This is a genomic window from Streptomyces sp. NPDC032091 (assembly GCF_055580265.1).
The window spans coordinates 12,089-27,325 of record NZ_JBVILR010000021.1 but is presented as its reverse complement, the minus strand read 5'-3'; the positions used below and the strand labels follow the sequence as shown (position 1 = coordinate 27,325).

Sequence of the window (15,237 nt, the reverse complement as noted above, 5' to 3'; positions counted from 1 at the left end):
AACGATGTTCCAGCACGGCAGTACCCGGCGCACCGCCGCACGGCGGGCCGGCCTCGTGGCGGTGCTCGGCCTGAGCCTCGCGCTCACCGCGGCGTGCAGCGGCAAGGACGGCGGTTCCGGGTCCTCCTCGTCCTCGAAGGGCGGCAGCGGCTCCTGGCAGGCCGGCGACTGCGGCGGCCCCGACCCCAAGCAGGCACCCGACGGGTACCGGGCGATGGGCTGCGACGAGTCCGGCGCCACCTTCAAAGCCCTGGAGGTCACCTCGGCCGGGATCCTGCCCGGGTCGGTCCAGTGCCCGGCCGGGACGGACCTGATGATCCGCGTGTCCGTGTCGTACGGGACCTCCAAGGACAAGTCCAAGGGCGGCGGGATCCCCACCCACACGGTCTGCGGGCGCAACCTCTCCGGCGACCACCCCGGGGACGCGGGGGCCGGCGGCGGGCAGCTGGTGAAGGGCGACTGCGTGTCCTCCTCGGCGCAGGAGGTGGCCTGCGCGTCCGCCGGGCACGACGCCTTCAAGGTGCTCGACCTGGTCAAGGACAAGGGCCAGTGCCCGGCCGGCACCACCGAGCCGATGGAGCTGACCCTGTCGATCGGACGCCCGTACGACGTGATCTGCACCGCGCCCGTATAGCCGGCCGGGGCGGGGGCGGGGGCCGGGGGCCGGGCCGGCCGGCAAAGGGGAGGCAAAGCCGGAAGGCGGGACGGGCCGGGGCGGCCCACGATGGAGACATGAGCGCGGGACGCTACGAGCTGATCTTCCCCGGCAGCGCCGGAAACGGCGGGGACACCGTGGTCGTGGACCGTACGGAGTCGACCGGCCCCGGAGGACATCCGGTCTACGCCGACGCCACCGGCATCGTCCGCGCGGAGATCAGCGACCGGGGCGAGGTGCGCATGCTGGCCACGAGCGTCCACCAGGCGCCCTCCCATGGGGTGACGGCGCGCCCGCTGCCCGGCCCCTGATCGCGCCCCCGCGCTGTGGGCCGACGGTGCGAAACCCGGCCCCTCCCGCTCGCGCCTGCGGCCGACACGCCCGCGGCCCGTCCGATAGTCGCCAGGGTCACCACGTGTCACCACGTGTCACCGCGCACGGCGACCCCGGAGGTACGAGCGATGGACAGCGCAGGACTCCCGCGCCGCACGGCCCTGCTGGCCGGCGGCCTCGCGGCGTTCGCCGTGGGCACGCTGTCCGCCTGCACCGCGACGGCGACCACCCCGGCCGGCGGCGTCCGGGGCCGGCCCGAACCCGCCGCTCCCCCGCCGGGGACGGCCACCCCGGCGGCGGCCTACGCGCGGCTGATGGAGGGCAACAAGCGCTGGGTGGACGGCACCCTCCAGCACCCCGACCGTGACCCCACGCGCCGCCAGCTGGTCGCCCAGAGCCAGACGCCGTTCGCGGTGGTCCTGTCCTGCATCGACTCCCGGGTGCCGCCGGAGCTGCTCTTCGACACCGGGCTCGGGGACATGTACGTCCTGCGCACGGGCGGGCAGGCGCTCGGCCCGGTGGTCACCGGCTCCGTCGAATACGGCCCGATGACCTCCGCGACCCCGCTGGTCCTGGTGCTCGGACACCAGCGCTGCGGGGCGATCGACGCCGCGTACAAGGCGGCCCGCGACGGCAAGCCCCTGCCGGGGAACCTGGAGGCGCTCGCGAAGGCGCTGCGGCCGGCGTACGAGCGGACGGTCCGGGAAGGCGGCCCCGACCCGGTGGACCGGATGATCCGCGCCCAGATCCGGCTGACCGCGGACGAGCTGCGCGGCAACGCCGACCTCGCACCCCTGGTGAGGAAGGGCTCCCTCGCGGTGGTCGGCGCCTACTACTCCCTCGACACCGGCAAGGTGGAGGTCCTCACCGGGGCCCTGCCCGCCGCCTCACCGGGCGCCACCCACAGCACCACGCCGGAACCCTCCGGAACACCCGCGGGCACCCTCACGCCCTCGGGTACTTCCACGCCGGGCGGCAGCGCGCCGCCCGCCGAGACCGGCCCGCCGACGGAGACCCCCCTCCCGACCGGCCTCCCGTCCTGACCCGCCCCCCCCCCGCATGCCCGAGCCCCCTGCCCGGCCGCGGGAACACGGCCGGGCAGGGGGCTGACGGCATCGGCTCGCGACACCGGGGCGGCGCCGCCGCGGATCAGGCCGGCTGCGCGCGTGCCGGTTCGGCCGGGGCGCTCTGCACCGGCCTCGGCGCCGGGTGGACCGCCTCGTACGGCAGCCTGGGCTCCAGGCGCAGCACGCCCAGCGCCGACACCGTCGCGCCCGCCGCCAGGACCAGCCACATCGCCGTCGGCGACAGGGTGAGCAGCGCCGTCAGGACGGCCGGGGCCAGCGCGCTGGGCACGGCCCAGGAGAGCTGGTAGACCGCCAGGTGGCGGCCCCGCGTCTCCTCCGGCGCGGCCTGCGCGCACAGCGCCGACGCCGTGGCCCCGTGCAGTAGCTCGCCCGCCGTGAACAGGACCGTCGCGGCGAAGACGCCGACCAGGATGACGGACTTCTCCCCCACCGCGGCGAGGGCGGCGAACACCAGGAACGAGGCCGCGAACACCGCCGCGCCCAGGGCCACCGCCCGGGAGCGGCGGAACGCGACGAGCGCCCGGGTGACCGGGATCTGGAGCAGCGCGATCCCGACCGTGTTCACGGCGTACAGGACGCCGACCAGCGAGGTCGACGCGCCCAGATCCTGGGTGACGTACGCCGGGATGCCGACGGCGAGCACCGTGTAGCCGAACGCGGTCGGCACGTTGAGCAGGGTCAGGGCCAGGAAGGGCCGGTTGCGCGCGACCAGCCGGTAGCCGCCCTTGCGGGAGACCCGGGGGGCGGCCTCGCCGGGGGCCGTCCGCGGGATCGGGATGGACCCGAAGCAGACGGCGGCCAGCACGTATCCGGCGGCGGTGCAGAACACGATCACGTAGTAGAACGCGTCGCTGCCCAGGGCCAGGACCCCGCCCGCGATCAGACCGCCCACGCCGAGGCCCGCGTTGCGCAGGCTGCGCTGCGCGGCGAGCAGCTTGTCCCGCTCGGTGCCCTGGACGAACTCGGCGATGAACGACTGGATCGCCGGCGGGAACGAGGTGTCGCCCAGGGCCACCAGCAGGATCACGCAGAACATCGTGTAACCGTTGTCCACCAGCGGGTACGTGCAGAAGCCCGCGGCCCGCAGCAGGTAGCCGCCGGTGACGACGGCCTTGGCGCCGAACCGGTCGATGAGGACGCCCGCCGCCGGGTTGCTGATCAGGCCGATCACGGCGGCGGCCGTCATCAGGGTGCCCACCTGGGTCAGCGGCAGTCCCGTCACGTGGTGGAAGTACAGCAGCGACAGCGGCAGGTACATGCCGGCGCCGGTGGCGTCGACGACCATGCCCAGCATGTACCGCGTCTTCGCCGACAGGCGGGCCGCCCTCATGACGCGTCCCCGATCACGCTGTGTTCGCGCACCCACTCACCGAGCTCGCGCAGCCGGCGCTCGCACTCGGTGCGGTTGGGCGCGGTGCCCACGGCGGCGGCGAGGAAGTCGGAGGAGCCGGAGGCCGGGGCGATGACCTGGCCCTCCTCGGCGTAGAGCCAGAACCCGTCGAGCCAGGGCTCGTCGGGGACGGCCGGCAGCTCGCGCACCAGACCGGGGCGCTTCATCATCAGGAGCTGGCCCGCCATGTGACGCGGCTTCGGCAGCCCGGCGGGGTCGTCGCCCTTGCGCACCTCCTCGTGGAGCGGGTGGCCGGCGTCGGCGCGGACGGCGTACTCGCCGAGGTGCACCCCGAACAGGCTGTGGAAGACCTCGCGGATCTTGGCGCCGCCGGGGCGGCAGGCGATCTCGCACAGCACCAGACGGCCGTCGGGGGTGAGGAAGACCTCCATGTGGAAGGCGTGGTCGCGCAGCCGGGAGCCCTCGGGGGCCAGGGCGGCGAGGACCCGCTCGGCGAGGTCGAGCAGGCGCGGGGTGACCGGGTCGTCCTCGTCGAGGGTGAGGTCGATGCGCGGGCCGGGGTCGGAGGCGAAGGAGGACAGGTCGTACTGGTACTGGGAGGGCCAGGCCATCGCGACGCGGCCGTCGCGCACCACGCCGTCGACGTGGCACATGCGGCCCGGGACGAAGCCCTCCAGCAGGACGTCGTCCCGCTCGCCGGCGGCGTAGACCTCGGCGAGGGACTCCTCGAAGGAGGCCTCGTCGCGCAGGACGCGCAGGCCGATCGCGTTGAAGCCGCTGCGCTCCTTGAAGACCAGCGGGAAGCCCTCGGCGGCGGCGAAGGCCCGGGCTTCTGCGGCGGTGCGGGGCTGGACCCAGGGGGCGACCTCGATGCCGGAGGCCTGGGCGCGGGTCTTCATCAGCGCCTTGTCGCGGAACGGCTTGACGTCGTCCGACCAGGGGCCCCGCAGCCCGAAGCGCTGGCGCAGCCGGGCGGCCAGGTCCATGTCGCCCTCGTGCAGCACGGTCACGCCGGTGATGTGGTGCTCCGCCATCAGTTCGAGGGCGCGGGCCTCGAACTCCGGGGAGTCGAAGTCGTCGTGGACCTCCAGGCGGGTGTAGCCGAGGTCGCCGTCGGGGACCTTCTCGCCGGCGAGCTCGATCTTCTCGCGGTTGGCGAGGACCACGATGTCGCCGGTGTGGTCCGGCAGCCAGGAGCGGTACGGGAACGGCTCCAGCGGGTTGCGGTGGATGATCAGCAGGTTCTCGCGGGGGGCGATCTCGGAGGGCTGCGCGAGGACGGTGGCGCCGTCCGGGTGGGCGAGGGTGATGCGGACGTGCTCGCGGATCACCTCGGCGCCGCGGCGGATCGCGGCGGTGGTGTCCTCGGCGGAGACGGCGATCAGGCCGAGCCGGTCCCAGTTGTCCGTGAGCACGCGCACGCCGTCGCCGGGCTTGGCGCCCACGGTGACGGAGATGACGCCCTCGGCGGCGCGGGCGTCGTCGAGGCCGGCGACCGACTCCACGGTGGTGCCGGGGGTGCCGACCAGGGCGCGGACGGCGGCGCCGCCGTGCGCCCGCGGCCGGTCGGGCAGCTCCTCGACCAGGCCGAACGGGTGGCCGACGGCGAGGGTGACCAGGTCGACGCCGAAGGCGCTGCGCACCAGTTCGGGGATGGAGTCGCCGCCGATGCGGTTGTGGCCCTCGATGACGCGCGGGCCCTTGGCGGTGAGGCGGACCTCGGTGTGGCAGACGCCGTCGCGCATGCCCATCACGTCGAGGAAGCCGCGTATGCCCTCGCGTATCGCCGCGTCGTCGGCCTCGGAGAGCCGGGCCGGGACCGCGTGGCCCAGTTCGGCGAAGTGGCCGTCCGAGGTGAACTTCTCGGTGATGGTGACGATCACGTGGCGGCCGGCGAAGCTGAAGGACTCGACGCTGAACTCGGGGCCGTCGAGGAACTCCTCCATGAGGAAGTCCTTCAGGACGAAGAGGGAGGAGACCCGGTCGGTGCGGGTGCCGGAGAGCCGGGTGACCTCGCCCCAGACCCGGTCGGCGTCCTGCGGTCCCTCGACGCGCATGACGCCGATGCTGGCGGTGGCGTCGACGGGCTTGACGATGAAGGGGAACCCGTAGGAGGCGCCGAAGGCGTCCAGGTCCTCACGGGTCTTCAGGGAGCGGGCCCCGACCGCGTGCTCCGGGTCGTGTTCGGCGACGTAGCGGCGCATGGCGGCCTTGTCCCGGATCCGGGCGGTGACCTCGTAGCCGGTGCCCCCGAGCCCGTACAGGTCGTTGATCCGGCCCGCGTTCTCCAGTCCCGGCTCTGTGAGGGAGACGACGGCGGCGAAGCCGGGGCTCTCGTGCCAGGCCCGCACGAGGGGCTCGACGAGGGACCAGTCGGTGAAGTCGACGACCTCGACGGCCGCGGCGAGCCGGTTCTGCGCCTCGCTCACCTTGGTCGGGTGCTGGAGGAGCAGCACGTTCAGCCCCAGGTCGTGGGCCTTCTGCACGGTCTCGTCGGTTCCACCGACGAGCAGCAGGGTGCGCTCGGGGTTCATTCGCTCTCTTCTCCCCCTGCGGCGGCAGGGAATTTCAGGCTCGTACTCGGGCAGGCGTGGGGGTGGGGAAGGAGGGGGCGGGCCCGGGGTCGCCGTGGTGTGGGGCCCGGTTCGCGTTCAGTGCCGGTCGTCGGTGCCGGCCTCCGGCCACCAGCTGAGGTAGCGCTCGCCGCTGTCGGGGAACACGGTGGCCACGACCGCGCCGGACAGGTCGTGGCGGCGGGCGAGTTCCAGGCAGCCGTAGGCGGCCGCGCCCGCGGAGATCCCGACGAGGAGTCCGGAGGTCGTGGCGATGGCCCGGGTGGTGGCGGCGGCGTCCGCGTCCTCGACCGCGATGACCTCGTCGATGAGGTGGACGTCGGTGACGGGGCTGATGAAGCCGCCGTTGAGGCCGGGGACGCGGTGGGGGCCGGGCTCGCCGCCGGAGAGCAGCGCGGAACCGGCGGGCTCGACGGCGACGACCCTCAGGTCGGGGTTGCGCTCGCGCAGGTAGCGGGCGGTGCCGGTGAGGGTGCCGCCGGTCCCGATCCCGCAGACCAGGTAGTCGACGCGGCCGCCGGCGTCGCGCCAGATCTCGGGGCCGGTCGTCGTGTAGTGGGCGCGGACGTTGTCGGGGTTCTCGTGCTGGCGGGCGTACCAGGAGCCGGGCATCGCCGCGTGCAGCTCTTCGGCCCGGTCGACGCAGGCCCGGAAGCCGAGGGTGTGGTCGGTGAACTCGACCTCGGCGCCCAGCATGCCCAGGGTGAGGACGCGCTCGCGGGAGGCGTTGGAGGGCAGGACGATCAGGCAGCGGTAGCCGCGGGAGGCGGCGAGCGCGGCCAGGGCGATGCCGGTGTTGCCGGAGGTCGACTCGATGACGGTGGCGCCGGGCAGGAGCGCGCCGGACTCCTCCGCGGCGCGCAGCATGAAGAGCGCGGCCCGGTCCTTGACGCTGGACAGCGGGTTGGCCGCCTCCAGCTTGGCGAGGACCCGGGCGGTGGCGGGCAGCCCGTCGAGCCGGAGCTGGAGCAGCGGTGTGTCGCCGACGAGATCCTCGAACGATGACGCGATGCGGCCGGTGGTGAGCGCGTTGTTCACGAGGCTCCCCCTTTGGTGCTGGACGTGCGGTCGGTCTTCCGAAAGGTAGCCAGCCGAGGTGGTGCGCGCGTGGTGCCCGGCTCGAAGGCGACTTGAGCCCCGCTCGCGCACCCCGCACGGCGGTGACCGGCCGCCGCATCGACTGCCGCTAGAAGGTGTTGAGGTCCACTGCGTCGGCCATGGCCCGGTAGCCGGCGTCGTTGAGGTGGAGGCGGTCGGCGAAGGCGAGTTCGGTCTTGAGCCTGTGGGGGTCCTGCGGGTCGGCGACCGCGCGGTCGAAGTCCACGACGGCGTCGTACGCGCCGCCGGTGCGGATCCACCGGTTGACCTCGGCCCGCACCTCCTCGCCGTGCGCGGTCCAGTAGCCGGAGTCGCCGTACGGGGGGATCGTGCCGCCCACGATCCTGACGCCGCGGGCGTGGGCCTCGCGGATCAGCTCCCGGTAGCCGGCGATGATCTGCTCCGCGGTGACGCGGGGGCCGGTGGTGCAGCGGTCCTGGGGCCCGTCGGGCTGGACGATGTCGTTGGTGCCCTCCAGCACGATCACCGTGCCGGTGTCGGGGCGGCCGAGGGCGTCGCGCCGGAAGCGGTTCAGGGCGCTCTCCCCGAAGCAGGGCGAGTCGGTGAGGACCTTGTTCCCGCCGATGCCGGCGTTGAGGACCGGGCGGGCCGGGCCCCGGTCGGCGAGGCGGGCGGCGAGGGCGTCGGAGTAGCGGCGGTCCGCGCCGGGGGTGGCGCCGAAGCCGTCCGTGAGGGAGTCGCCGAAGGTGACGACCGCACTCCGGCGCGGGCCGGGGGCGGCGGGGCCCGACACGTCGATCCCGGCCAGGTGGTACCAGGAGAAGCTCTGGTCGCCCGGGGCGGAGAAGGCCTCGCCGGCGGCGTCACGGCGGTGGTCGCCGTCGGCGCGGAACGAGGTGGCCATGGCGACGTTGTGAAAGGTGGCGGGGCCGGTGGGGCCCTGGAAGTAGAGGGTGACGGTGAGCTGTTCGAAGGCCCGGACGGGCAGCGGGACGGCGTCGCTGGCCAGTGCCCCGCCGGCCGGGACGGTCACCGAGCCGGCGCCCGCGAAGCGCAGCGGGCGTATGGTCTCGGGCCGGACGGCGGCGCCGCCGGCGCTCTTGGCGACGGTCGCGCCGGTGAGCCGCAGCGGGGTCTTCCCGTAGGCGTTGGTGAGGCGTACGCGCAGCTCGCCGCCCTGGGCTCCGGCCCGGACCACCTGGCGCACGGACTGGTTGCGGAAGCCCTCCTCGGACCAGTTGGGGAACCAGTCGGTGTGGGTGGCGGTCTGCGGTGAGGCGCTCCAGGCGCTGTGCCAGGGGCTCGCGTGCGACGCGGCGGCGGGGGTGGCGGTGGTGACGGCCGCGGCCAGGAGGGCGGCGGCCAGCGGGGCGGCGAGGGCGATCTTGTTCTTGTTCACACCCTCCTGACCCGCGGCGCGCCGCGGATGTGACAGGTGGGACGGAGATTTCTCCGTCCCACCTGCGGAGCCGCGCGTCAGCGGCGGACGCCGGCGAGCTTGTCCGGGTTGACCTGGACGCGGAGGTTGCGCAGGAGTCCGTTCTCCAGGTCGTAGGTGAGGGCGGCGATCGGGCTGCCGTCCAGCTCGGCGAGGACGCCGAGTTCCCCGTTGATGACGACCGGGGTGACGAGGGCCCCGGCGTTGGCGGGCTTGGCGAGGACGCCGAAGAGCCAGCGGGCGACGTGGTCGGGGCCGTACAGCGGGCGGCGGGCGGCGCTCACCTTGCCGCCGCCGTCCGACCAGGCGGTGACGTCGGGGGCGAGCATCTCCAGCACGGCGTTGATGTCGCCGCCGGCGCAGGCGGCCAGGAAGCGTTCCGTGACGCGCTCGCGCTGGGCGGTGTCGGTGTCGAAGCGGGGCCGGCGGGCCGCGACGTGCTTGCGCGCGCGGGAGGAGATCTGCCGCACGGCCGGCTCCTCGCGGTCCAGGAAGCCGGCGATCTCCGCGTGCGAGAAGCCGAAGACCTCGCGCAGCACGAACACGGCGCGCTCCACGGGCGAGAGGGTCTCCAGAACGACGAGCATCGCCGTGGAGACGCTCTCGGCGAGCTCCCGTTCCTGCGCCACGTCGGGTGAGGTGAGCAGGGGTTCCGGGAGCCAGGGACCGACGTACCGCTCGCGGGTCGCGCGGGCGGAGGTGAGCCGGTTGAGGGAGAGGTTGGTGATCGTGCGCACGAGGTACGCCTTGGGGTGGCGCACCTCCGAGCGGTCGGCTTTGTTCCAGGTGAGCCAGGCGTCCTGGACGATGTCCTCGGCGTCGCTGACGCTGCCCAGCATGCGGTAGGCGGTGGCGAAGAGGAGCCTTCGGTGCTCGTCGAAGGGGTCCGTCTCGGGTTCGGTCGTGGTCACCGCTCGATTCTGCCCGGAGGTCTTGCGGCGGTGGGGAGCCGGGCCTACGGGAGGACGCGGACGCGCTGGTCGCGGAGGTCGTAGCGGGCGGCCGCGACGGCCAGTCTGCCGGCGGACACGGCGCGGGCCAGGTCGGGTTCGGCGGCGAGCCGGTCGCGGGTGCGGCGGGCGTGGGCGTCGATGGTGGCGCTGATGCGGGCGTCGCCGTGCCCGGTGCGGTCGATGGACGGGCGTATCTGGTCGGCGAGGTACTGGATGTGGGCCGGGAGCCGCTCGCCGGTCTCGTCGGCGTGGACGGCCGCGCCGACGGCTCCGCAGGACTGGTGGCCGAGGACCAGCACCAGGGGGATCGCGAGTTCCAGGACCCCGTACGCGATGCTCCCGAGCACGGCCTCGTCCAGTACCTCGCCGGCCGAGCGGACGGTGAGCAGGTCGCCGAGCCCCTGGTCGAAGACGAGCTCGGGCGGGACCCGGGAGTCCACGCAGCCCAGGACGACGGCGAAGGGGTGCTGGGCGGTGGCCAGCCGGAGCCGGGTCGAGGGCGACTCGTGCGGGTGCTGCTGGCGGAAGGTGCGCCAGCGGCGGTTGCCGGCTTCCAGTGCGCGCCGGGCCTGCTCGGGCGTGGCGGGGCGGTCGGCGCCGCCGGGCGCGGGCGGGGCGGCGGAGGCGGGGAAGGCCGAGCCGAGGGCGAGGACGGAGCCGGCGGCGGCCGTGCCGGCGACGGCGGTCCGCAGCAGGGCGCGCCGGCTGGGCGCGGCCCCCTCACGTACCGGATCGGTGTGCGACGTGCGCGTGTTCGACAACATGCGCGCCAGCATGGCGCTTTACCCGCCCTTGACCCAGACCCGCTCGGACGGTTGTCCGAAACATCCGGGTGACCGGCTCAATCCCGTGGGGTGGCGGTCCGCAGTGCGACGACGGCTGTCCGGCCTGCGGTGCGGAGCCGGCAGGACGTCGTCGGGGCCTCCAGCAAGGCGGCGTCGTACGGGCCGAGTCCGACGCTCCCGCCGGGGTGGTCGACGCGGGCCGGCCCGTCCAGGGCGACGACCAGGAGCGTCGTCCCGGGCGGGGCGGCGAGGGCCAGCGCGCCCCGGACGACGGCGGTGTTCGCTTCGACCCGGCCGCGCCGGTACATCACGTTGAAGTTCACGACGGGCCCGTCCAGCAGCCGGCAGCCGGTCGGCTCGTCGCCGGGGAAGTCGCAGGGCGCGTACCGCTCGTCGACGCGCCGGGGCCGGCCCGCGACCGTGAGGTCCATGCCGGCGCCCTCGGCGAGGGTCAGGGTGCGGTCGACGCCCGGGAACTCCGAGAAGGGCCCGTCGGCGGCGACTTCGGCGAGGCTGACCCGCCAGCCGAAGTCCTCCGTCCCCGCGTCCTCGGGCCGGGCGGCGATCTCGCGGGTGACCCCGCCGCCGTTCTTCCAGGGCACCGCCGTACGGTCGGCGGCGCGCAGGATCCGGAGGGCGGCGGGGCCGGGCATGCGGGGTTCCTCTCCTCGGGTGCGTCCCGTCCGGCGGGGCGCTGTGCCCCCGGGCGGTGGGCCGAGCCTAACCGGCCGCCGCCGGCCGGCTCACGGCGAAGTCGTCACCGCGGACGGGGCCCTGCCCGTACCAGCCGTGCAGGTAGACGGTGACGGTTCCGGAGCCTCCGGTGGTGAAGGGCACCGTCAGCCTGGTCCAGCCGGTGGAGCTGGTCCACGTACTGGCGCTCGCGCCGCCCCGGACACCGAGGTAGGCGTAGCTGCCCTGGACCCAGCCGCTGAGGGTGTAGGCGGTGTTGGGGGCCAGGGTGAGGGTCTGGGCGCATTCGCCGGTGTGGGCGGAGTCCGGGTTGGCCGAGACGGCGTACGTGCCCGCGTGGACCGGCGCCGTGACGACCGAGCCGCCGTTCTCACAGGCCCAGGGGGCCAGGGTGCCGCTCTCGAAGCCGCCGTTGACCAGGGCGCCGCTGTCGCCGCCCGGGCCGGAGACCGTCAGGGTGAAGCCGGTGGTGTGGCGGGAGGTGCCGGCCGCGGTGACGGTGAGCGGGTAGGTGCCGGGCGCGGCGCCGGCCGAGGCCGCGACCGTGAGCTTCGCGGTGGCGCCGGCGGTGACCGCGTCGGGGGTGAGGGCGGCCGTGACACCGGCGGGGGCGCCGGAGACCGTCAGGGTGAGGGGCTGGGCCGCGCCGGAGGTGACCTGGGTGGAGACGGTGGCGGTGGCGGTTCCACCGGGGGCGACGGAGGCGGAGCCGGGGGCCACGGAGACCGAGAAGTCGTCGGCGGCCGGCCCCCCGCCGCCGGTGAACGGCGCGAAGGTGTGGGTGAAGTACCAGGGGTCCTGGGCGATGCCGGAGCAGGTGTCGGAGCCGCCGGTGCCGGGGCAGCCGCCGTTGTCGCGCTGGAGGGCCCAGAAGGAGAGGGTGTTGATGCCCTTGGAGACCGCCCAGTCGTAGACGGCGGTGGCGTTGGCGGTGGTGAAGGTCTCGGCGGCCCCGTAGTCGTCGATGCCCGGCATCTCGGTGACGCCGATCATGCCCCAGAGCTGGGCGGGGGTCCGGTCCGGGTAGAGGGCGGCCAGCTGGTCGTAGAGGCCGGTGGCGGCGGTGCGGGTGTCGGCGGCCATGTCGTGGGTGGCGCCGTCGTAGTAGTCGAAGGTCATCAGGTTCACCACGTCGACCCTGGCTCCGGCGGCCTTGGCGCTCTTGAGGACCGCCAGTCCGCTGCTCGCGAGTCCGCTCGTGGTGGTCGGGAGGGTGTAGGAGATCTGGAGGGGGCGTCCGGAGGCGGCGGCCCAGTCCTGGAGCTTCTTGATCGCCTGGTTGCGGCGGTCGACACCCGCCTTGTTCGTCAGGGACTTGTCCTCGATGTCCATGTCGAGGCGGCTGACGTCGTAGGTGGTGACGAGCTTCTCGTAGGCGGCGGCGATCGAGTCGACGCTGGTGCAGCTGTCGGCGATCTCGGTGCCCCCGCTGTCGGCCGCGTAGCCGCCGAAGGAGGGGATGACGTCGCCGCCGCGCGCCCGGATGGCGGCGAAGTCGGCGCCGAAGACGGAGCCGGAGACGGGCTGCTGGGTGGAGCCGTTCCAGTACGGGGTGCAGGAGCCCTTGGCCTCGGTCTGCACGAAGGCCATCGTGAGGTACTTCGCGCCGGACTTCTGGGCGAGGTCGGCGGGGCTGTCGGAGGAGTACGCCTCGAAGTAGGGGGCGAAGACGTGCGCGGGCAGTGGGGTGGCCGCGGAGGGGGTGGCCGCCTGGGCGGGCCCGGCGCCGGCGGCGGCCAGCAGTCCGGCGGAGGTGACGAGGGTGGCGCAGGCCGCGCTCAAGCGGCGGAGGGCATGCTGACGCAGTCTCAACGAAGGCTCCCGGTGGGGCGCGAGCGAACGGGCGGACGCCTCATGATTGGTCTGGACCAGCCCCGGGTCAAGGGGGCCGTCCGGTGCCCGCGCCACCGCGGGCCGCAGGCTCAGCGCAGGATGCCCGCCTGCCGGGCGGCGCGGATCCAGGAGGGGAACTCCGACAGGAGCCGGTCGTAGAGGTCGGGGTCCGAGATCCGGTCGATGTCGTCGACGGCGAAGAAGCCGACGTTGTCGACCCGGCGGCCGGGCATGGTGTCGAAGCGCTCCAACACCCCGAACCCGGCCCGGCCGAGACCGACGAACTGCCAGAACACCGGCTCCTCGACGGCTTCCCGCAGCTCCCGCTCGATCTCGGCGTTGCGGTAGACCCCGCCGTCGGAGAAGAACAGGACGAGGGTGGGCGCGGGCACCGGGTTGGCCCGTACGAAGGCGCGCACCTCGGCGATGACCTTCTGCTCCTCGTTCTGGAAGCCCACCCGCCGCATGTCGACCTGGCCGGGGAGCAGGCCCCTGGGCGGCTTCTTGCGGCTGAGGACGCTCATCTGGCCGACCCGCACGTGCAGCCGCAGCCACTCGGGCAGGTCGCCGACGGCGAGGTCGGGGAGCCGGGCGGGGTGGGTGGCGAAGGTCCAGGCCTGCATCTCGCCGTCGTCGTCCAACTGCGCGGCGACGGCGGCCATCCGCTCCACCACGCCGGCCACCGTGCCGCGGGCGTAGAGGGTGCTCATCGAGCCGGAGGCGTCGAGGACGAGGACGACGCGGGCCGTGACGTCGGAGGCGCCGGCCTTGCGCAGGCTGACGGCCACCTGTTCCTTGCGCAGCGACAGGCGCCCGCGCATCTCCGGGGGCAGCCACTCCTCGCCCTTGACCAGGCGTACGACCGCCTCGGCGGGAGCGGGCTGCGGGGCGGGGGCGGGGACAGGCGCGGGAACGGGGACGGGCGCCGACGCGGGGACGGGTGCCGGCGCGGGGACGGGCCATGGGGCGGGGGCGGGCTGCGGGGCGGGGGCGGGTGCTGGGGCGTCGTCCACGGTGATGCCGTAGTCCGTGGCCAGTCCGGCCAGCCCGCTCGCGTACCCCTGGCCCACGGCACGGAACTTCCAGACGCCGGCCCGCCGGTAGAGCTCCCCACCCACCAGGGCGGTCTCCGGCCCGGCCTCCATGGGGAAGTGGGCCACCTCCGCCCCCGACACCGCGTCGAGCAGCCGCAGGTGCAGTCCGGGGACCTGCCCGAAGGGGCCGCCGTCGGCGGAGGCGCAGAGCAGGACCCGTTCGATGCCGGGCTCCAGGGCGGCGAGGTCGACGTCGAGCGTGTCGGCGCCGGGCCGCTTGCCGAGGTGGCGTACGGCGCCGGAGGCGTGCCGGGGCTGGTTGTAGAAGACGAAGTCGCCGTCGGAGCGCACCCGTCCGCCGCCGGCCAGCAGCAGGGCGGAGGCGTCCACGTCGGGCACGCCCGGTCCGGCGGACCAGCCGAGCACGGCTCTCACGGAGGACGCCCCGACCGGCAGGTTCGCGCCTTTGCTCATTGTCGTCACGCCGGACAGTCTGCCCGGTGGACGCCGCCTCGGGCAGCCGAACGCGGTCGGCGGCGGCCCGGAGCGCCGTACCCCGGTCCGGGCCGCCGTCGCGCGCTCAGCCGCGGAACTCCGGAGTGCGCTCGGGCGAGGCCTCGGCCAGGGCGCGGGTGACCGCCTCGACGCCCGCGCGCAGCCCGTAGACGGGGGTGGCGGGCTGCTGGCGCCAGGACTCGTCGATGCCGCCCGCGTCGACGGTGTCGAACCCGAGCTCGTCGATCAGGGCGCGGACGGTCTTCTTCGCCGCCTCGTCGTCGCCGGCGACGGGCAGCGCCAGGCGGTCCGGGGCGCCGGCCGGGCGGGGCCGGTCGAGGATGTCGGCGGCGTAGGTGCCGTTGAAGGCCTTCACCACCGGGTGCCCCAGCTGCCGTTCGATCCAGCGGCTCTCGGTGAGGCCCTCGTCCTCGACGGCGGCGATGCGGCCGTCGCGCTCGCGCGGGTAGTAGTTGTTGGTGTCGATGACGGCGAAGCCCCCGGCGGCTCCGTCGAAGAGCCCCGCGGGCAGGTCGGGCACGTTCTTGAAGGGGACGGTGACCACGACGACCTCGGCGCCGAGGGCCGCCTCCGCGACCGTCACGGGGACGGCCCCGGTCTCCTCGGCGAGGGCGGTGAGCGTGTGCGGGCCGCGGGAGTTGGCGACGCGGACCTCGTGTCCGAGGGCGGTGAGCCGGCGCGCGAGGTTGCCGCCGATGTTGCCGGCGCCGATGATGCCGATCTTCATGAGCTCTCCAGTGCGTGCGGAGTGGGATGTCGCGTCCCTCGCAACCTCCGTGCGCTCCGCCGCATTCCGCCGCCGCCCGGACCCGGGCGCACAGATCACCCGTACGAGCGAAATCTCGCCATTTCCCGGACAAGGAGAACCTCTTGGCGGTGACCAGCCGTCTTCCGGGGCAGCCGGGGACCGTACCGGCCGTACGTGA

General features: G+C 74.4%; 13 protein-coding genes. 3 read left to right on the top strand and 10 right to left on the bottom strand.

Annotated elements, in window-relative coordinates:
• Positions 1-4 precede the first annotated feature (4 nt).
• The 3 genes from ACZ5NJ_RS28605 (at position 5) to ACZ5NJ_RS28595 (ending at position 2,031) form a co-directional block, all read left to right on the top strand.
• Entirely contained in the window at positions 5-634 is a 630-nt protein-coding gene (locus ACZ5NJ_RS28605) for a hypothetical protein (protein ID WP_468768437.1), read from the top strand.
• 98 nt (positions 635-732) lie between these two features.
• A complete protein-coding gene (locus tag ACZ5NJ_RS28600; RefSeq protein WP_468768435.1) occupies positions 733-966 on the top strand; it encodes a DUF6296 family protein in 234 nt (77 codons plus the stop codon).
• 150 nt (positions 967-1,116) lie between these two features.
• Positions 1,117-2,031, top strand: a complete 915-nt coding sequence (locus ACZ5NJ_RS28595; protein WP_468768433.1) for a carbonic anhydrase — start codon at positions 1,117-1,119, stop codon at positions 2,029-2,031.
• 106 nt (positions 2,032-2,137) lie between these two features.
• On the opposite strand, the gene ACZ5NJ_RS28590 is transcribed toward ACZ5NJ_RS28595, so the two are convergent.
• The 10 genes from ACZ5NJ_RS28590 to ACZ5NJ_RS28545 form a co-directional block, all read right to left on the bottom strand.
• Positions 2,138-3,406 (bottom strand): MFS transporter, encoded by a 1,269-nt coding sequence (locus ACZ5NJ_RS28590; RefSeq protein WP_468768432.1) that lies wholly within the window; start codon positions 3,404-3,406, stop codon positions 2,138-2,140.
• A complete protein-coding gene (locus ACZ5NJ_RS28585) occupies positions 3,403-5,961 on the bottom strand; it encodes an ATP-grasp domain-containing protein (RefSeq protein ID WP_468768431.1) in 2,559 nt (852 codons plus the stop codon). The genes ACZ5NJ_RS28590 and ACZ5NJ_RS28585 overlap by 4 nt, the downstream gene beginning before the upstream one ends.
• Positions 5,962-6,078: 117 nt before the next feature.
• Positions 6,079-7,038 carry a PLP-dependent cysteine synthase family protein gene (locus tag ACZ5NJ_RS28580; RefSeq protein ID WP_468768429.1) on the bottom strand — a complete coding sequence of 320 codons (960 nt, stop codon included), beginning with the start codon at positions 7,036-7,038 and terminating at the stop codon, positions 6,079-6,081.
• Between the two features lie 148 nt (positions 7,039-7,186).
• Positions 7,187-8,458 carry an SGNH/GDSL hydrolase family protein gene (locus tag ACZ5NJ_RS28575; protein ID WP_468768427.1) on the bottom strand — a complete coding sequence of 424 codons (1,272 nt, stop codon included), beginning with the start codon at positions 8,456-8,458 and terminating at the stop codon, positions 7,187-7,189.
• A 77-nt stretch (positions 8,459-8,535) separates the two neighbouring features.
• Positions 8,536-9,336: an RNA polymerase sigma-70 factor gene (locus tag ACZ5NJ_RS28570; RefSeq protein WP_468768646.1), complete on the bottom strand. Its 801-nt coding sequence runs from the start codon at positions 9,334-9,336 to the stop codon at positions 8,536-8,538.
• A gap of 116 nt (positions 9,337-9,452) precedes the next feature.
• The gene (locus ACZ5NJ_RS28565; RefSeq protein WP_468768426.1) at positions 9,453-10,214 is read right to left on the bottom strand and encodes a carbonic anhydrase; all 762 of its coding nucleotides are present in this window, start codon (positions 10,212-10,214) and stop codon (positions 9,453-9,455) included.
• A gap of 77 nt (positions 10,215-10,291) precedes the next feature.
• Positions 10,292-10,888 (bottom strand): HutD/Ves family protein, encoded by a 597-nt coding sequence (locus tag ACZ5NJ_RS28560; protein ID WP_468768423.1) that lies wholly within the window; start codon positions 10,886-10,888, stop codon positions 10,292-10,294.
• 67 nt (positions 10,889-10,955) lie between these two features.
• Entirely contained in the window at positions 10,956-12,710 is a 1,755-nt protein-coding gene (locus ACZ5NJ_RS28555) for a glycosyl hydrolase family 18 protein (RefSeq protein WP_468768422.1), read from the bottom strand.
• Positions 12,711-12,850: 140 nt separating this feature from the next.
• Complete coding sequence (locus tag ACZ5NJ_RS28550) at positions 12,851-14,269, bottom strand: VWA domain-containing protein (RefSeq protein ID WP_468768645.1); 1,419 nt, start codon at positions 14,267-14,269, stop codon at positions 12,851-12,853.
• 106 nt (positions 14,270-14,375) lie between these two features.
• Positions 14,376-15,137 (bottom strand): NADPH-dependent F420 reductase, encoded by a 762-nt coding sequence (locus ACZ5NJ_RS28545; protein ID WP_468768420.1) that lies wholly within the window; start codon positions 15,135-15,137, stop codon positions 14,376-14,378.
• Positions 15,138-15,237 lie beyond the last annotated feature (100 nt).